Here is a 16,089-nt window from a genome sequence, read left to right as displayed (position 1 = left end):
AGGCAAGAAATTCGAGAGTTCCGGCATTCAGCAAAGAGGGTGTGCGGGCGTAGCATCAGGCCATCGAATGAGCCCCAAGGAGCCTGTCATGCCGAGTGAAAACCAAGCAAATTCAAGGAACAAGATCGCCATCGTCACCGGCGGTGGTCGTGGCCTCGGCCGCAATACGGTGGTCAGCCTCGCCAGGCGCGGCGTCAATGTCATCCTGACCTATAACACGAATAAGGCAGAAGCCGAAAGCGCTGTCGCCGAGATCGAGGCCGCAGGCGCGCGGGCCGTCGCCCTCCAGCTCGACACCGGCAATTCAGCCTCCTTCGACGCTTTCGTCGCAAGCGTCCGCCAGGCGCTGGAAGCCTTCGGAGCCCAGGATTTCGACTACCTCGTCAACAATGCCGGCACCAGCTACCACGCCTCGATCGCCGAGACGACCGAAGAGGCCTTCGACGGCCTCGTCAATGTCCACCTCAAGGGCGTCTTCTTCCTGACCCAGAAGCTCTTGCCGCTGATGGCCGATGGCGGCCGCATCATCAACATCTCGAGCGGCCTTGCCCGCTTCAGCGTTCCCGGCAGCTCGACCTATGCGGCCATGAAGGGCGCCATCGAGGTCTTCACCCGCTATCTCGCCAAGGAACTAGGCGCCCGCGGCATCACCGCCAACACGGTCGCGCCCGGCGCCGTCATGACCGATTTCAGCGGCGGCATCGTTCGCGACAATCCGGTGGTCAACAAGATGGTCTCCGACATGACGGCCCTCGGCCGCCCCGGCGTCGCCGACGATATCGGCCCGATGATCGCCTCGCTGCTCTCTGATGACAATCGCTGGGTCAATGGCCAGCGCATCGAAGTCTCCGGCGGCGCCGCCCTCTGAGGATGAGAAACGGCCGTCCCCGTGATCCCAGCCACGGGGACGGCATCATATGGCCGAAACGGCAGCCGGCGCCTGCGTCCACCCCGAGGTCCACAGCGTCCGCAAACCATCGCCTTCGCCCTTGAAGAAGCCCTCTGCCTCCACGCAGCGCTCGACCCTGTCGCTGCGGAAATTGCGGATCGCCTCGCGCAGCTCGCACCAGGCAACGATGTTCGAGCTCTGCGAATAATAGATCAGCGCGATCGGCCGGATCGTGCGCTGGCTGCCCCGGCCGAGCTCGTCGCGATAGTCGAGCGTCAGCTTCCGCTCGTCGCGGATCGCGCCGCGCACCAGCGAGAGGTCCAACCCCTCCGGCGAGGGCGCGATCGTGCCCCAGGCGTAGAGCGCCTTTCCCTCCATCGCTTCCCTCAGCGGGGCCGGCACGGCGCCCGCGATCTTCTGGTTTACTCTCTTGGCGGCCTGCTTCAGTGCCGCGTCGCCGGTCCGCTCCACCAGCGCCAGCGACAGCACGATCGCCTCCATTTCCTCGATCGTGAACATCAGCGGCGGCAGGTCGAAGCCGGGCCGGAGAATATAGCCGATCCCACGCCCGCCCTCGATCGGCACGCGCATCGCCTGCAGCGCCGCGATGTCGCGATAGATCGAGCGAACCGTCACCTCCAGCGCCTCGGCCATGACGGCGGCCGTCACCGGCCGCTTCGCCAGCCGCAGCAGCTGGATGATCTCGAAAAGCCGGGACGCCTTGCGCATATCCTCTCCTCCGTCAAACGCTCCTGACACTACACTGTCAGTTGGGCCGTCGTACAGATCACCCTATCGAATTGAAATTCAACGGTATCCGCAAGCTTTGCATCGCGGATCGACGATGGGCAACTGACATGACCTACAGTGAAAACCTCTGGCTCTATTTCACCCTTCTCTTCGGCATCATTATCGTCCCGGGTATGGACATGCTCTTCGTGCTCGCCAATTCGCTGACATCAGGCCGGCGCGCCGGCATGGCGGCGACGGCGGGCATCATGGCGGGCGGGGCGGTGCATTCGCTCTATGGCGCGATCGGCGTCGGCCTTCTGGCGACGCTTTTGCCAGCGCTTTTCAACCCGCTGCTCTTCATCGGCGCCGCCTACATGGCCTGGATCGGCTACACGCTGATCGCAAGCTCGATCACGGTCTCGTCCGTCGAAGGCGGCACGAGCTCCGGCTGGCGCGCCTTTCGCCAGGGCGCCATCACCTGCCTCATCAATCCGAAGGCCTATCTCTTCATGCTGGCGGTCTATCCGCAGTTCCTGAAGCCCGTCTATGGGCCGATCTGGCTGCAGGGCATCGTCATGGGGCTGATGACCATGGCAATGCAGGCGGCGATCTACGGCACCGTCGCCGTCACCGCCTCGCGCAGCCGCACGCTGCTGATCTCCAACCCCAGCGCCACCATCCTCGTCGGCCGCATCGCCGGCGGCCTTTTGGTGACGATCGCGATCCTCACCGCCTGGCATGGCTGGCGGGCGCCGGCTTGAAAACGAGAAACCGCAAATTCCTGAATTTATTACGCTCTCACCCACTTGTTACTTTTTAGCTGAGATTAATTTGCCATCATGCCCGCGTAAAAACGAAGCGCCGGGCTTCGAAAATCTCGGTATCGAAGAGGAGTGGAGATATGAGAGTAAAAGCAATCGTCGCGGCCATCATGGTCGCCGGCATGGGGGTCACGTCGGTGTTGGCGGCCGGAGAGGGCACGCATGACGCACGCGTCGCCATGATGAAGAAGATCGGCGGCGCCACCGGCGCGCTCTCGGGCATCGCCAAGGGCGACAAGCCCTACGACGCCGAAGCCGTGAAGGCGGCGCTGACGACGATCTCGGAAAACGCCAAGGCCTTCCCGGATCAGTTCGGCCCAGGCACGGAAAACGCATCGGCCGATTCCGAGGCGAGCCCGAAGATCTGGGAAAACATGGATGACTTCAAGGCCCGCTCGGTAAAGCTCGGCACGGATGCCGACACGCTGCTTGCCCAGCTTCCGGCCGATGCCGCAGGCGTCGGCGCCGGCCTGAAGACGCTCGGCGCGAACTGCGGCGGCTGTCATCAGAACTACCGCGTGAAGAAGGAATAGGTCTCCCTTTTCTGTTCGTCTGAGGGGATACTCCCTTGGGCGATCCGTCTTCTGCGATCCGTCCGGCCTTGCCCGCCGGGCGGATCGCTTTATGTCCAGTAAGCGTCAAGGACGATGGGAGAGCAGTGCATGTTTCGCAGGTTTATCAGGTTCGTTCTCTGTCTCGTCGGCGTCGCCGTCTTGGGTGGCGCCGTCTTCTACCTGGTAACCGCACCCAACCCGCTGCCTGAGAGCCATTGGGCAAATCTCGGCGCGCCTGACGTCAAGAACGGCGAAATGGTCTTCTGGGCCGGCGGCTGTGTCAGCTGTCATGCGGCGCCGGGGGCTGAAGGCGATGCCAAGCTGACGCTCTCTGGCGGGCTGGCGCTGAAGAGCCCTTTCGGCACCTTCCACGTTCCCAATATCTCCAGTGACGAGCAGGCCGGCATCGGCAACTGGACGCTCGCTCAATTCGGCAACGCCATGAAGCGTGGCGTCGCGCCCAATGGCGCGCATCTCTATCCGTCCTTCCCCTATGCCTCCTACGCGCGCATGAGCGACAAGGACGTCAACGACCTCTACGCCTACATGAAGACCCTGCCGAAGAGCGGCAACGTCGCGCCGCCGCATGAGCTGCCATTCCCGTTCAATATCCGGCTGGCGCTCGGCGGCTGGAAGTTCCTCTATTTCAACGACAGCCCGCGCGTCGTGCTTCAAAATGCCGACGACAAAGTCAAACGCGGCCAGTATCTGGTCGAGGGCCTCGGCCATTGCGGCGAATGTCACACCCCACGCGATGCGCTGGGCGGCCTGAAGCCCGATCTGTGGCTTGCCGGCGCGCCCAATCCAGAAGGGCAGGGCACCATCCCCAACATCACGCCGGGCTCGAAAGCCATCGGCGAATGGAGCGAGGCCGACATCGCCAATTACCTCGAAACCGGCTTCACGCCCGATTTCGATTCGGCCGGCGGATCGATGACCGAGGTACAGCAGAACGTCGCTCACCTACCCAAGGCTGATCTGGAGGCGATTGCCGCCTACCTGAAGGCGGTGCCTGGCCATTGAGGGTAGAAATACCCCAAAATCGCCGCATTGCAGCATTTATTAGCAAATTCGACTGAATGCCCCGCAGTGGCACATGCCGCTGCCGAATGACGATCCTCAAACGTCTTGCGAAAGGCCAGCTGAAATGCACAGCTCATCAGTATCTCCCGCCAGTGGTGCCGCTTCAAACGCTTCCGCCAATGATCTCGAAGCGGTCGCGCGCAAGGGCGGCAAGCTCAAGCGCATGGCGGTCCGCATCCCCACCTACATGGCCGATATTCGCGAGAACCCGGCCTGGCTGCCGATGTTCCTGCTCGCCCGCACCATTCCCGGCCGCCGCGCCCATTGGCTGACGGCCAGGAAGAGCAACGGCGCGATCGACAACCTGCCGACGATCTTCCAGGGCGTGAACGCCGAAACCGCCGTCGATGCCCTGAATCGCGACGGCATTTTCCCCGATTTGCAGTTGCCGGCTGATATCACGCAGGAGATATCCGCCTTCGGCCACGCGACCCCGTGCTTCGGCAATTTCGATCGCAGAATAGAGTTCACCGCATCGGATCACCGCGCCACCGAAGACCGGCTCGGCCGCCCGATCCTCTCCGGCCACCATTTCGAGCGGGCGCTGGATTGCCCGGCGGTTCTGACCGTGCAGCGCGATCCGCTATTGTCGGAGATCGCCCGCCGCTATCTCGGCGCCCAGGCGCAATTGATCACCACCCGCACATGGTGGAGCTTCCCCACCAAGGCCAGCGAAGCCGACCGCAGCCTTGCCTCGCTCGACAAGTATCACTTCGATCTCGACGACTGGCGGATGCTGAAGTTCTTCTTCTATCTCGTGGATGTGGACGAGGGCACGGGCCCGCACGTCTTCGTCCGAGGCAGCCACAACAAGCGCCGCATGAAGCACCAGCTGACCCTGCTGGTCGGCCACCCCGCCGACGAGATCATCGATTATTACGGCAAGGACAGCCCGATCACGCTGACAGGCAAGGCCGGCTCAGGCTTCGTGGAGGATCCCTTCGGCTTCCACATGGGAACCGTCGCCACCGAAAAGCCACGCCTGATGATGGAGATCGGCTTCGGCGTCTCCAAACCCTCCCGCCGCCGCTTCCACGGCGAACCGGTGCTGCGCTAGAGAGGCGCAGCCAATCTGGCCGACATTGCGGACCATACGGAAATCCCGTATGGTCCAGTCATGACGACAGACAGGTTCGACCCTAGGAAGGACGCGGCTTTGCCGGCTGATCCTGCTGACTCCGACGATTTCGGCGTAACGGCTGAAGCGCTGGATCGCGCCCAACGCGCGCGCCTCATCCGCCGGACGAGAACCCAGCTCGGACTGTCGCAATCCGAATTCGCGCGCCGTTTCCGCGTGCCGGTCGGCACCTTGCGCGATCGGGAGCAGGCTCGCGCGACGGCACCGGAATTCGCCGTCGCTTATATGCGGGTGATCGAGCAGTTCCCCGAGATCGTCGCCAAGGCCGTTGCCTGATCACTGATCTCAGGCGCCTAAGCCAGCGCCTGCAGATAGCGCATGCCGGTCACCGGGCGCGGAATGAAGTCCAGGTGTTCGTAGAAGCGGTGCGCCTGGATATTGCCCGTCGCGGCGCTGACCGAGAGGTAGCCGCAGCCGGCGTTGCGGGCGGTGTCGCGGGCGCGGTTGACGAGGTGCTGGCCGACGCCGTGGCCGCGATGGCCGTCGCGCACGAAGAGATGATGCAGGTCCATGCCGCGCGCGCCTTCCTGTGCGCGGTAGAGCGGCACGAGAATGGCGTAGCCGATCAGGCCCTCGTCGGTTTCCGCGACCAGCGCGGTAATCCAGGGCAGGGGCCCGAACAGGTCGCGCTCCAGCTGCTCCGGCGTCGAGCCGGCGGCGTCGCCATGGTGCTTGGCGAGCAGCGCGATCATGTCGTTGAGTTCGGGAAGGTCGCGCGGCTTGGCGGCGCGGATATTGATCACCGGCGGGCGGATCAATGAGATTTCGCTGTCTTCGATGTCGGTCATGTCTTTGCGTCCCAGTCTGGCGTTTCGTGGTGTTCTGCCGTCAGGACGCTTGAGATACAACAAAGCCGCCTGACGGCGGCTTGTTGACAATAAAATCTGTCCAGCCGCCCTTTACAGGTACAGCCAAAAATACGAGCGGTTGATGTGCGCGTTCTTGATCATGGCGCAATACATCTTCCCAATTCTTCGTCTTGTCAAGCCGTGCGCCGGCTTTCCTTCCGTCTTCATTTGATATAGGGTACCCCCCTATCCTATGCCGAGAAGATCATGTCCCATACCCAGCACAACAAGAAGAAGCTGATCGCCCGCATCAACCGGCTGAAGGGCCAGATGGATGCGGTGGAGCGCGCGCTCGAGGCCGAAAAGCCCTGCGGCGAAATCCTGCAGCTGCTTTCCTCCATTCGCGGCGCTCTCAACGGGCTGACCGGCGAGGTGCTGGATGATCACCTGCACGAGCATGTGCTGCACGCTTCGGACGAGAAGGCGCGCAGTGAGGCCGTCGAGGAAATTTCCGAGGTTCTGAGAACCTACATCCGCTGATGCGCCTGAGGGTGCGAGGCCACTGACGAGACCACCGACAAGGAGCGTGCGATGAGCGCACAGACCAACAACCTGCAGCACGAGCACGTCTTCCTCGGCGAGGACCATGACCGCAATACCCGCCGCATCTGGCTCGTCATCGCGCTGACCGCCTCGATGATGGTGGCCGAGATCGCCGCCGGCACGTGGTACGGCTCGATGGCGCTGGTCGCCGATGGCTGGCACATGTCGACCCATGCGAGCGCCATGCTGATCTCGGCGGTCGCCTATCTCTACGCCCGCCGTCAGGCCCACAATCCGCGTTTCACCTTCGGCACCGGAAAGCTCGGCGATCTCGCCGGTTTCGCCAGCGCCATCATCCTCGCGCTGATCGCGCTGTTGATGGCCTATGAAAGCGTGCTGCGCATCGCCAACCCGGTTCCGATCAGCTTCTCCCAGGCCATCGGCGTCGCCGTCCTCGGCCTCGCCGTCAATGTCCTGAGCGCCTGGCTGCTGAAGGACGACCACCATCACCACGGCCACGCGCATGGCCACAGCCACGGGAGCCACGCGCCCAACGGCGACCATGCACATCATGGCTCCCACGCCCATCACGGAGATCATGCGCACCATGGCTCGCACGCTCATCATGGCGACCACGCCAGCCACGCCCCGCGCGCCACCGACAACAACATGCGCGCCGCCTATGTCCATGTCATCGCCGACGCGCTGACATCAGTGCTCGCCATCGCGGCACTGCTGCTCGGCAGCCTCTACGGCTGGCTCTGGCTTGATCCGCTGATGGGCATCGTCGGCGGCGTCATCATCGCGCAATGGGCCTGGGGCCTGATGAAGGCGTCGGGCGCCGTCCTGCTCGACACATTGCCGGCGTCGGGCGATCTGCCCAAGGCGATCCGCAAGGTGGTCGAGACCGATGGCGACGAGATCACCGATCTGCACGTCTGGCAGGTCGGCCCCGGCCACCATGCGGCCATCGTCGCCGTCGCCACCTCGGCCCCGCGCGCGCCGTCCTTCTACAAGGAGAAGCTCGCGACGCTCGGCCAATTGTCACATGTGACGGTTGAGGTCACGCAGATGGCGGCGAAAAGGGCCGCCTGACGCTCGTGATGCCAGAGAAGGGCTTGATGCCGGGAATGCGAATCTGAAAGATCAATGCTTTCCGATGGCGAAGGCGCGGGCGACGCAAGCGGGCCACAATCCCGCTTTAACCCGGTTCTCACCATTCTTAATTGATGCCTTCATCGATTCTGGCAGAGGTCTTTTCATGCATCCCTTTTCGATCCGCCGCCGCATGCTGCTCGGCTCCGCATTGCTCGCCCCGGCGCTGTTCCTGCCGGGGATCGTTCGCGCCGAAGACAGCGACGACGAGATCGACCGCCGCATCGGCGCGCTGGAAAAGCAGATCGGCGGGCGCATCGGCGTATCGGTCATCGATACCGAAACCAACATCTCCTTCGGCTATCGCGAGACCGAGACCTTCCCGATGTTTTCCACCTTCAAGGTGCTGGCCGCCGCGATGGTGCTGTCGCGCGTCGACAAGGGCGAGGAAAATCTCGAACGCCGCGTTGTCTACGAGAAAGAGCAGCTCATCGCCTATTCGCCCGAAACCGAGAAGCACGTCGGCGGCGAGGGTATGAGCGTCGGTGATCTCTGCAAGGCGGCGATCACGCTGAGCGACAACACCGCGGCCAATCTCATCCTCGAAAGCCTCGGCGGCCCGAAGGAGCTGACCAACTGGCTGCGCACGCTCGGCGACGGCTCCACCCGCCTCGACCGCATCGAGCCCGATCTCAACGACATCGCCAAGGACGACCCGCGCGACACCACCACGCCCGATGCCATGCTCGACACGCTCGGCAACATCACGCTCGGCTCGGTGCTGTCGGAGCCCTCGCAAAAGACGCTGATCGAGTGGCTGGTCGCCAACACCACGGGCAACGAACGCCTGCGCACCGGCCTGCCGGAAACCTGGAAGATCGGCGACAAGACCGGCACCGGCAAGAACGGCTCCGCCGCCGACATCGCCATCTGCTGGCCCCCCGCCCACGGCCCCATCCTGATCGCCGTCTACGTCACCAACGCGACGGTCACGACCGCCGAGATCAACCCTGTTTTCGGCGAGGTCGGGCGGATCGTGGCGGAGATGGTGTGAGGGGACGGGTGGCTTGCTGAAGGGATATCCCGAGATTATATTGGGATATATGGAGGGATATCCATGCCGCTTTACATCAAGAACGACGACGTCGACAAACTTGCGGAGAAGCTCGCAGTGACACGCAAGCAAAGCAAGACCGAAGTGGTGAGGCAAGCTCTCCTACGCGAGATTGAACGCGAGGAGGGTGGGGGATCACTCGTGGAGCGTGGTCTTGCTTATGGTAGGGCATTGCGAGCCCGCGCCGGCACGGATCGCGGTCCGCCTGCCGACAAGGCATTCATTGACAGCCTTTACGAGGAATAGCCGATGTTTGTGGACGCATCGGCGCTCACGGCAATCCTCGTCGAGGAAACCGACGCCCACGAGTTGCTCGTGCGTCTGAACAGGCACCCGCATCGCGTTACCTCGCCGATGGCGGTCTGGGAAACAGTCGTCGCGGTCGCGCGCGAACTCAAGCTGCCTGTCGATGCCGCTCACGAGGCCGTCGAAGGGTTCCTTATTCTCGCGGCAATCACAGTGGTTTCGATACCCGCCGAAACGCGGATGTTGGCAATTCGGGCATTTGATCGCTACGGAAAATCACGCCATCCGGCGGCACTGAACTTTGGCGATTGCTTCGCCTACGCTTGTGCGAAAGAGGGCGGCATGCCTTTGCTGTACAAGGGAAATGATTTTGCCTTGACGGATGTGGAACCTGCCTAGCGTTCAAGCGTCTCGAAAAATGTACGAGAGAATTCAAAAGCATACGGTGGAGACATGAATCTCCGCCGCATTGGTTTGAATCAATCTGTGAAGTCGCCCCTCACACCGCGCCAATATCCGTCGCAGCACTCTCGCCCTTGTCGTCATTCCCCGTCAGCTGCCGCTTCACCTCATCGGCGATCTGCTTTTCGATCGCCGCGCGGTCGTCCATCGACATACCCTTCAGGCTGTCTTCGGTCATCCCGAGGCTGTCGAGCACCTGCTTGCGGATGCGTTCGGCGAGCGTCATGTTGGCGAGGTCGCTGAATTCGCTGACGATGGCGTCGTGGCGGGCCTTGGCGTCGTCTTCCACACCTGACATCGTCTGGCTTTCGTCGGTCGCCTGCAGCGCCCACATGGTGCTGGAGATGGAGGGCGGCGTCGTGCTGGGCGCAAGCGATGCGCCGCTCTGGCGAACGCTGTCTTCGATCGTCATCGGCTGCTGCTTGTTGCGCTGGTTAGATTGCTGGAAAAGATTGCTCAAGCCGTAGCTGCTCGAGATGCCGTCGCCGATCTTCATGAAATTCCTCCTCAGACAATGCACGGAAGAATTGCTTTGATAAGCCTGCGCCAGCCTTTCGTTGTCATAATCGCGAGTGTGCCATCCGAGGCCCAAACGCAAAATGGCCGCCCGGAGGCGGCCATTTCGGTGGTCTGTGAAGCTGCTTACGGCAGCGTGTAGGCGATGACGTAGTCGCCCGGCTTGGTGCCGATCGATCCGTGTCCGCCGGCCACCATCACGACATACTGCTTGTTGTCCGAGGTGGTGTAGGTCATCGGCGTCGACTGGCCGCCGGCCGGCAGGCGGGCCTGCCACAGCTCTTTGCCGTTGGTCACGTCATAGGCGCGCAGGTAGTCGTCGACCGCGGCACCGAGGAAGGCAACGCCGCCCTTGGTGATAACAGGGCCGCCGATGCCGGGAACGCCGAGCTTGAAGGGCATCGGCAGCGGGCTCATGTCGCGAACCGTGCCGTTCACCAGCTTGTAGGCGGTCTTGCCCGTGGTGAGATCGGCGCCGGCGACGTAACCCCATGGCGGTGCCTGGCAGGGAATGCCGAGCGGGCCGAGGAACGGACCCATGACCACGCCGTAAGGCGCGCCGTCATTGCGGTTCAGGCCCTGTTCGCTGCCCTTTTCGCCCGCACCCTTCGGCGGGATGTCGGCTGCCGGCACCAGACGCGAGGTGAAGGCCAGATAGGTCGGCATGCCGAACATGATCTGACGTTCCGGATCGACCGCGACCGAGCCCCAGTTGAAGGTGCCGAAATTGCCGGGATAGACGATCGTGCCTTCCAGCGACGGCGGCGTATAGCGGCCTTCATACTTGTAGCGGTGGAACTCGATGCGGCACGCGAGCTGGTCGAACAGCGACACGCCCCACATGTTCTTCTCCTGCAGCGGTGGCGGCGAGAAGGTCAGGTCGGAGATCGGCTGCGTCGGGGAAGCATGATCCTCGGGGATCGTGCCCTGCGGCGCGGGGATTTCCTTGAACGGAATGATCGCCTCGCCGGTGCGGCGGTCGAGCACGTAGAGGTCGCCCTGCTTGGTGGGCGCCACGAGTGCCGGAACGACGGTGCCGTCAGCCTTCTTCATGTCGAAGAGCACGGGCTGTGCTGGAACGTCCATGTCCCACAGGTCGTGATGCACGAACTGCTGGACCCAGCGCAACTGACCGGTCTTCATGTCCAGAGCAACGACCGACGACGAGAATTTCTCGACATTGGCGCTTCTGTTCATGCCGAGCTGGTCGGGGACCTGGTTGCCGAGCGGCACGTAGATCAGGCCGAGACCTTCATCTGCCGACAGAACCGACCAGCTGTTCGGGGAGTTGGTCGTATAGGTCTGCCCCTCGGGCAGCGGCGTCGTGACGTCGGGGTTGCCCGAATCCCAGTTCCAGACCAGCGCGCCGGTGTGGATGTCGAAGGCGCGGATGACGCCGGACTGTTCCTGGGTGGAGTAGTTGTCGTTGACGGCGCCGCCGATGATCAGCTTGCCGTCGATCGCCACCGGCGGCGAGGTCGAATAGTAGTAGCCGGCGGGGTTGTACTTCATGCCCTTTTCGAGGTGCAGCGTGCCCTGGTCGGCGAAATCGGTGCAGACCTTGCCGTCGAGCGCGTCGAGCGCGATCAGGCGGGCATCGGCGGTCGGCAGGTAGACGCGGTCGACGCAGGGCGCGCCGGCAGCCGCTGCCGTGTCGTGGTAGTAGGTCACCCCACGGCACGTCTGGTGCTGTCGGTCGGGATTCATGCCGGAATTGGCGTCGAACTTCCACTTTTCCTTGCCGGTCTTGGCATCGAGCGCGATGGCAAGGTTGTGCGGCGTGCAGATGTAGAGCGTATCGCCAACCTTGAGCGGCGTGACCTGGTAGGTCGTCTCGCCGACGTCATCCGGCCGCTTCACGTCGCCGGTCTGGTAGCGCCAGACCTCTTTCAGGTCCTTGACGTTGCTGACGTTCACCTGCTCCAGCGGCGAATAGCGCTGGCCGAAGGGCGTGCGGCCATACTGGTGCCACTCGCCGTCGGTCACCGTCCCGCCGAATGTCGTGGTGCCGGTCATGGCCGTCGGCAGGCTGCCGTTCTGGTCATGCGGGTCCGTCGTCATCGAATAACCGGCGACCACGATCGCGATCAGAACCGGAATGGCGAGCGGCCACGGGCTGGCCGGGTAGGGCGCGCCGGTCGTGCCGGAAAAGCCGAGCGGACGGCGGATCCAGGGCGTAAGCAGCCACAGGCCGAGCAGGATGATCAGGCCGCCGCGCGGTCCGAGCTGCCACCAGTCGAAGCCGACTTCGTTGATCGCCCAGACGAGCGAAACGACGACGAGCACGGCATAGACCCAAAGGGCCGACGCCTTGCGCTTCAAAAGCAGCGCAGCGGTGAGCAGGAACATGATGCCTGCGAAGAGATAGAAGAAGTTACCACCGAGCAGCACGAGCCAGAGCCCGCCTCCGCCAAGTGCCAATCCTATCAGAATGAAGAGGATGGATGTTAAGACGATCGCCATCAGGCCGGTCTCCAACTGAAATGCATAAAGCTCCCGAGGGGGATCGGGAGTGGTCAGGAATGCACGCAAACGGCGAACAAGACATTTTGCCGCAAGCGTCATCAGCGGAAATAGAGCGGCCCGATCTGCCTTTCAACCGCCACAATATGGGGGGCGCAGAAGTGGCTAAAATATGCGACAGAATCCGGATTTACGGGTGATCGTTGAATCTGGGTTTCGGCCGTGGTCACGAAAAAGCCATGAAACCCAGACGTTTGGCCGCGTCGAAAGGTCACGACAGAGGCTAGCGTCCTGGTAGTGGAGTGCGGCCGGTCAGGTCCCGCAAAATGTCTGCAACACCCGCTCCTCCGGCTTGGGCGGCTGCATGTAGGCGGTAAACTCCGCGTGATCCTCATAGGGCTTGGCGAGAACGTCGAACAGCGCTTCGAACAGCGAGAAATCCGCATCCTCGACGGCGGCTGCGATCGCCTGCTCGATGCGGTGATTGCGCGGGATGAAGGCGGGGTTGACGCCAAGCATCGCCACGCTGCGTTCGTTCGGAGTTGTCGTCTCGCGCGCAAGCCGCTCCCGCCAGCGAACCAGCCATTCCTTCGCCGCCGCGCTGTCGCTGAACGTCTCGAGAAACGCGTCTTCGGCACCGTCGTCGGCCGCCAGATGCGACAGGCGCCGGAAGGTCAGCGTGAAATCCGCCTGTCCCGCCTGCATTGTCGAAAGCAGCGACTGGATCAGCGAGAGATCGTCGTCCTCGACATCAGCAAGACCGATCTTCGCGCGCATCCCCCGCATCCAGTGCAACTGAAAGCGCTCGCCATAATCCTTGATGACGACATTGGCTATCTCAACCGCCTTGTCCTGATCGGCGTCGATCAGCGGCAGCAGCGTTTCGCCGAGCCGCGCCAGGTTCCACTGCCCGATGCCGGGCTGGCTGGCATAGGCGTAGCGTCCATTCTGGTCGATCGAGGAAAACACCGTGCCGGGGTCGTACGCATCCATGAAGGCGCAGGGACCGAAGTCGATCGTCTCGCCCGAGACGGTCATGTTGTCGGTGTTCATCACGCCATGGATGAAGCCGACATGCAGCCACTTGGCGATCAGCGCCGCCTGTCGTTCGGCGATAGCCTCGAACAGCGCGATATAGGGATTGGCTCCGTCCTTCAGCTCGGGCCCGTCTTTCAGCTCTGGATAATGCCGGTCGATGACGTAATCGGCGAGCGCCCGAACGCCATCGGTATCGCCGCGCGCCGCAAAGAACTGGAAGGTGCCGACCCGGATATGGCTCGCCGCCACGCGGGTAAAGACAGCACCCGGCAGGATCTGCTCGCGATAGACCGGCTGCCCCGTGGAGACCGCCGCCAGCGCCCGCGTCGCCGGAACGCCGAGCGCGTGCATGGCTTCGCTGACGATATATTCGCGCAACACCGGCCCGAGCGCCGCGCGCCCGTCGCCACGCCGCGAAAACGGTGTCGCCCCGGCTCCCTTCAGCTGAATATCGCGGCGCCGGCCTTTGACGTCGATCACCTCGCCAAGCAGGATGGCTCGCCCGTCGCCGAGCTGCGGCACGAAGCTGCCGAACTGATGCCCGGCATAGGCCATCGCCAGCGGATCGGCGCCCTCAGGCACGAGATTGCCGGAAAAGATCGCGGCCCCATCCCGCTTCAGAAGCTCGATATCGAGCCCGAGCTCTTGCGCCAGCGGCTCATTGAGCTTGATCAGCCACGGCTCGGCGGCGGCGGACGGCGCCTGCCGGGCAAAGAAATTCTGCGGCAACCGCGCATAGCTGTTGTCGAAGGGGAAGGGGCGCGACGTCTGTGCGGGTGCAATGGTCATAGGCTTTAGGTAGGGCTCAGGCCCCGCCGGCGCAAGCGCTCAAGCGTAGTGTGTTGGCCGGAAACTCACCGGTTGCGCCCGCCACCACCGCCGCCACCGCCTCCACCTCCACCACCGCCGCCGTGACCGCCACCGCCATGGCCGCCGCCACCTCCACCGCCGCCGCCGCCCTTGCCACGGCCACCGCGGGAAGAGGCCTGCGCGCCATTGCCGGTATCGTCCGGGTATTCGACCTCCGCCGTGGACTTGACGATCGTGTTCGCCCGATAGGGAACGATGCTGACCGCGCCCAATTCACCCTCGGTCTTCTGGCACGTATAATGGGTGCTGCCGCCATTGCGGATCAGGACGTCGTTACCACCCCTGCTTTTGACGAACGTCATGTCGTGGCCGACGAGCCGCGCGCTCTTCTTTCCGAGCTTCTCGCTCTTCATCTGGTAGAAGGTGCCGTTGACGCTGAGGACCGATTTCTCCCAGTAGACATCGACAGAAGGGCTGCCGCCGCATTTCTGATAGGCCTCGGCGCTCCCCGACACGAGAACGGTCGCGGCCGCCGCGATGAGATGTAGACGCATCTGCCCCTCTCTCCCATTTTCGCCGACGGCCAAGGCGCCCCGGCGCTCCTCGGGTGAGAGCTTGAGCGCGTTGGCTGAGAAAGCAATTCGGAAATAGGAGGTAATGCCGCGCCAAGACCGTCGATCGCGTGTGATATGCAACCAATTAGCGATTTCCCATTAACTTTCCCCTTATGGTTATTTGCTAGTGGTTTCAAATATCCGATATGGGTATTCGAGGTTGCAATGGGCGTTGATATTGCGAAGCGCGTGACGGAGATGGTCGTTCTGGCGGCCTACATCTCAACCTTTGGCCTGGCTGCCGTCAGCGGATTGGCCATCGACCTCGCCGGTATCGCTCCTATTCTCGCTTGTGCTGCCGCATTCTTGCTGATTGGTGCTCTTTGCACACGATTTGACATGCCGCGTGTGCGAGAGGGCACGACATGTGTCGCCTATGGATTCCTGCTCACGACACCAATTGCACTAGCAACGTATCTTGCCATTCGGCTGAACCTGCCCCTGCAGGACCATAACCTCGCGGCCCTGGATGCGGCAATTGGCTTTGATTGGCACTATGTGATTGACGTCGTCGATGGCCATCCGGCACTCGTCATCATCTTGAACGCCGCATACGGCACATTCGCATTACAGTTGCTGCTTTGGCCGCTGTTGCTGGCGATCGCCGGCCACGCAAAGCGGGCGCATGTGATGGTCGCCAGTTTTGCGGTCATCTGTTTTCTATCCAGCCTCATCTCCGTTTGGGCACCTGCGGTCGGCACCTACTCCTACTATGGCTTCGATGGCTCACTGTTAAAAAACCTCAACCCTCTCTACGGCTACGATTTCCTCGACCAGTTTAACGCTGTTCGCGAAGACGCCAATTTTGTCTGGAGCGTTGAGGCCAGCAAAGGCATTTTGACCTTTCCCTCCGTCCATGCAGCTGTGGCTTTCCTGTGTGCATGGGCCGCGTGGTCGCTTACGCCAGTAAGATACCCGGTGATCGCCTTGAACATCGCGATGGCATGCTCCGCGGTAACTTCCGGCAGTCATTACGCGGTTGACGTCGTCGCCGGTTGCGCGGTTGCGATGGTCTCGATTGCTTTCATCGTCTGGGCAAGTCGCCTCGGTCGTACACCGGCTGCGGTTAAAAGCGCGCCACTCCCGCAAGGCGCGACACCTCTTGATGGCCCGCAAGCGCTTTATCCGCGAATCGCGGTGGAGGGATGATCCCGCTACTTTAATGCCCGCAATCTTGTTGCCG

Annotated in this window: 18 protein-coding genes; 12 read left to right on the top strand and 6 right to left on the bottom strand. The window is 62.7% G+C overall.

Translation table 11 applies throughout. The annotated features are described in order from the left end of the window. Positions 1-88 precede the first annotated feature (88 nt). Positions 89-868: an SDR family NAD(P)-dependent oxidoreductase gene (locus tag ACODTZ_RS29695; RefSeq protein ID WP_489030119.1), complete on the top strand. Its 780-nt coding sequence runs from the start codon at positions 89-91 to the stop codon at positions 866-868. 45 nt (positions 869-913) lie between these two features. Here ACODTZ_RS29695 and ACODTZ_RS29690 read toward each other — a convergent pair whose 3' ends face one another. Then, positions 914-1,618: a helix-turn-helix transcriptional regulator gene (locus tag ACODTZ_RS29690; RefSeq protein WP_489030117.1), complete on the bottom strand. Its 705-nt coding sequence runs from the start codon at positions 1,616-1,618 to the stop codon at positions 914-916. A 128-nt stretch (positions 1,619-1,746) separates the two neighbouring features. Here ACODTZ_RS29690 and ACODTZ_RS29685 point away from each other — a divergent pair, with 128 nt between their 5' ends. The 5 genes from ACODTZ_RS29685 (at position 1,747) to ACODTZ_RS29665 (ending at position 5,493) form a co-directional block, all read left to right on the top strand. Beyond that, positions 1,747-2,382 (top strand): LysE family translocator, encoded by a 636-nt coding sequence (locus ACODTZ_RS29685; protein ID WP_489030115.1) that lies wholly within the window; start codon positions 1,747-1,749, stop codon positions 2,380-2,382. A gap of 140 nt (positions 2,383-2,522) precedes the next feature. Next, positions 2,523-2,975: a c-type cytochrome gene (locus ACODTZ_RS29680; protein WP_489030113.1), complete on the top strand. Its 453-nt coding sequence runs from the start codon at positions 2,523-2,525 to the stop codon at positions 2,973-2,975. 129 nt (positions 2,976-3,104) lie between these two features. Further along, positions 3,105-4,019 carry a c-type cytochrome gene (locus ACODTZ_RS29675; RefSeq protein WP_489030111.1) on the top strand — a complete coding sequence of 305 codons (915 nt, stop codon included), beginning with the start codon at positions 3,105-3,107 and terminating at the stop codon, positions 4,017-4,019. Between the two features lie 124 nt (positions 4,020-4,143). Then, complete coding sequence (locus tag ACODTZ_RS29670) at positions 4,144-5,136, top strand: phytanoyl-CoA dioxygenase family protein (RefSeq protein WP_489030109.1); 993 nt, start codon at positions 4,144-4,146, stop codon at positions 5,134-5,136. Positions 5,137-5,196: 60 nt separating this feature from the next. Then, complete coding sequence (locus tag ACODTZ_RS29665) at positions 5,197-5,493, top strand: helix-turn-helix domain-containing protein (RefSeq protein WP_489030107.1); 297 nt, start codon at positions 5,197-5,199, stop codon at positions 5,491-5,493. A gap of 17 nt (positions 5,494-5,510) precedes the next feature. On the opposite strand, the gene ACODTZ_RS29660 is transcribed toward ACODTZ_RS29665, so the two are convergent. Next, positions 5,511-6,005 carry a GNAT family N-acetyltransferase gene (locus ACODTZ_RS29660; protein WP_489030105.1) on the bottom strand — a complete coding sequence of 165 codons (495 nt, stop codon included), beginning with the start codon at positions 6,003-6,005 and terminating at the stop codon, positions 5,511-5,513. A gap of 267 nt (positions 6,006-6,272) precedes the next feature. Here ACODTZ_RS29660 and dmeR point away from each other — a divergent pair, with 267 nt between their 5' ends. From dmeR to ACODTZ_RS29635, 5 genes are all read left to right on the top strand, one after another. Next, positions 6,273-6,545 (top strand): Ni(II)/Co(II)-sensing transcriptional repressor DmeR, encoded by a 273-nt coding sequence (gene dmeR, locus ACODTZ_RS29655; protein ID WP_112535409.1) that lies wholly within the window; start codon positions 6,273-6,275, stop codon positions 6,543-6,545. Between the two features lie 51 nt (positions 6,546-6,596). Then, on the top strand, positions 6,597-7,643 hold the full coding sequence (gene dmeF, locus ACODTZ_RS29650) for a CDF family Co(II)/Ni(II) efflux transporter DmeF (RefSeq protein WP_489030103.1): 1,047 nt from the start codon (positions 6,597-6,599) through the stop codon (positions 7,641-7,643). Positions 7,644-7,809: 166 nt separating this feature from the next. Then, positions 7,810-8,697, top strand: a complete 888-nt coding sequence (gene bla / locus ACODTZ_RS29645) for a class A beta-lactamase (protein ID WP_489030100.1) — start codon at positions 7,810-7,812, stop codon at positions 8,695-8,697. A 63-nt stretch (positions 8,698-8,760) separates the two neighbouring features. Next, positions 8,761-9,003, top strand: a complete 243-nt coding sequence (locus ACODTZ_RS29640) for a type II toxin-antitoxin system VapB family antitoxin (RefSeq protein ID WP_489030098.1) — start codon at positions 8,761-8,763, stop codon at positions 9,001-9,003. A 3-nt stretch (positions 9,004-9,006) separates the two neighbouring features. Further along, positions 9,007-9,402, top strand: coding sequence for a type II toxin-antitoxin system VapC family toxin (locus ACODTZ_RS29635; protein ID WP_489030096.1), 396 nt, complete (start codon positions 9,007-9,009; stop codon positions 9,400-9,402). Positions 9,403-9,502: 100 nt separating this feature from the next. Here ACODTZ_RS29635 and ACODTZ_RS29630 read toward each other — a convergent pair whose 3' ends face one another. The 4 genes from ACODTZ_RS29630 to ACODTZ_RS29615 all read right to left on the bottom strand — a co-directional run bounded on the left by ACODTZ_RS29630 (position 9,503) and on the right by ACODTZ_RS29615 (position 14,846). Continuing rightward, positions 9,503-9,961: a hypothetical protein gene (locus ACODTZ_RS29630; protein WP_489030094.1), complete on the bottom strand. Its 459-nt coding sequence runs from the start codon at positions 9,959-9,961 to the stop codon at positions 9,503-9,505. Between the two features lie 146 nt (positions 9,962-10,107). Beyond that, entirely contained in the window at positions 10,108-12,444 is a 2,337-nt protein-coding gene (locus ACODTZ_RS29625) for a glucose/quinate/shikimate family membrane-bound PQQ-dependent dehydrogenase (protein ID WP_489030092.1), read from the bottom strand. 312 nt (positions 12,445-12,756) lie between these two features. Continuing rightward, positions 12,757-14,271, bottom strand: a complete 1,515-nt coding sequence (locus ACODTZ_RS29620; protein WP_489030090.1) for a protein adenylyltransferase SelO — start codon at positions 14,269-14,271, stop codon at positions 12,757-12,759. Positions 14,272-14,336: 65 nt separating this feature from the next. Then, complete coding sequence (locus tag ACODTZ_RS29615) at positions 14,337-14,846, bottom strand: hypothetical protein (RefSeq protein WP_489030089.1); 510 nt, start codon at positions 14,844-14,846, stop codon at positions 14,337-14,339. A gap of 225 nt (positions 14,847-15,071) precedes the next feature. Here ACODTZ_RS29615 and ACODTZ_RS29610 point away from each other — a divergent pair, with 225 nt between their 5' ends. Further along, positions 15,072-16,055, top strand: a complete 984-nt coding sequence (locus ACODTZ_RS29610) for a phosphatase PAP2 family protein (protein WP_489030087.1) — start codon at positions 15,072-15,074, stop codon at positions 16,053-16,055. The last annotated feature ends 34 nt before the right edge of the window (positions 16,056-16,089 follow it).

Source organism: Rhizobium sp. FG113, from assembly GCF_057809895.1.
This window is presented reverse-complemented; position numbering and strand designations above follow the sequence as displayed.

Bases quoted from the DNA above. Each gene is read 5' to 3' on its own strand.
- ACODTZ_RS29695 (WP_489030119.1), top strand. From the start codon at position 89: ATGCCGAGTGAAAACCAAGCAAATTCAAGGAACAAGATCGCCATCGTC.
- ACODTZ_RS29690 (WP_489030117.1), bottom strand. From the start codon at position 1,618: ATGCGCAAGGCGTCCCGGCTTTTCGAGATCATCCAGCTGCTGCGGCTG.
- ACODTZ_RS29685 (WP_489030115.1), top strand. From the start codon at position 1,747: ATGACCTACAGTGAAAACCTCTGGCTCTATTTCACCCTTCTCTTCGGC.
- ACODTZ_RS29680 (WP_489030113.1), top strand. From the start codon at position 2,523: ATGAGAGTAAAAGCAATCGTCGCGGCCATCATGGTCGCCGGCATGGGG.
- ACODTZ_RS29675 (WP_489030111.1), top strand. From the start codon at position 3,105: ATGTTTCGCAGGTTTATCAGGTTCGTTCTCTGTCTCGTCGGCGTCGCC.
- ACODTZ_RS29670 (WP_489030109.1), top strand. From the start codon at position 4,144: ATGCACAGCTCATCAGTATCTCCCGCCAGTGGTGCCGCTTCAAACGCT.
- ACODTZ_RS29665 (WP_489030107.1), top strand. From the start codon at position 5,197: ATGACGACAGACAGGTTCGACCCTAGGAAGGACGCGGCTTTGCCGGCT.
- ACODTZ_RS29660 (WP_489030105.1), bottom strand. From the start codon at position 6,005: ATGACCGACATCGAAGACAGCGAAATCTCATTGATCCGCCCGCCGGTG.
- dmeR (WP_112535409.1), top strand. From the start codon at position 6,273: ATGTCCCATACCCAGCACAACAAGAAGAAGCTGATCGCCCGCATCAAC.
- dmeF (WP_489030103.1), top strand. From the start codon at position 6,597: ATGAGCGCACAGACCAACAACCTGCAGCACGAGCACGTCTTCCTCGGC.
- bla (WP_489030100.1), top strand. From the start codon at position 7,810: ATGCATCCCTTTTCGATCCGCCGCCGCATGCTGCTCGGCTCCGCATTG.
- ACODTZ_RS29640 (WP_489030098.1), top strand. From the start codon at position 8,761: ATGCCGCTTTACATCAAGAACGACGACGTCGACAAACTTGCGGAGAAG.
- ACODTZ_RS29635 (WP_489030096.1), top strand. From the start codon at position 9,007: ATGTTTGTGGACGCATCGGCGCTCACGGCAATCCTCGTCGAGGAAACC.
- ACODTZ_RS29630 (WP_489030094.1), bottom strand. From the start codon at position 9,961: ATGAAGATCGGCGACGGCATCTCGAGCAGCTACGGCTTGAGCAATCTT.
- ACODTZ_RS29625 (WP_489030092.1), bottom strand. From the start codon at position 12,444: ATGGCGATCGTCTTAACATCCATCCTCTTCATTCTGATAGGATTGGCA.
- ACODTZ_RS29620 (WP_489030090.1), bottom strand. From the start codon at position 14,271: ATGACCATTGCACCCGCACAGACGTCGCGCCCCTTCCCCTTCGACAAC.
- ACODTZ_RS29615 (WP_489030089.1), bottom strand. From the start codon at position 14,846: ATGCGTCTACATCTCATCGCGGCGGCCGCGACCGTTCTCGTGTCGGGG.
- ACODTZ_RS29610 (WP_489030087.1), top strand. From the start codon at position 15,072: ATGGGCGTTGATATTGCGAAGCGCGTGACGGAGATGGTCGTTCTGGCG.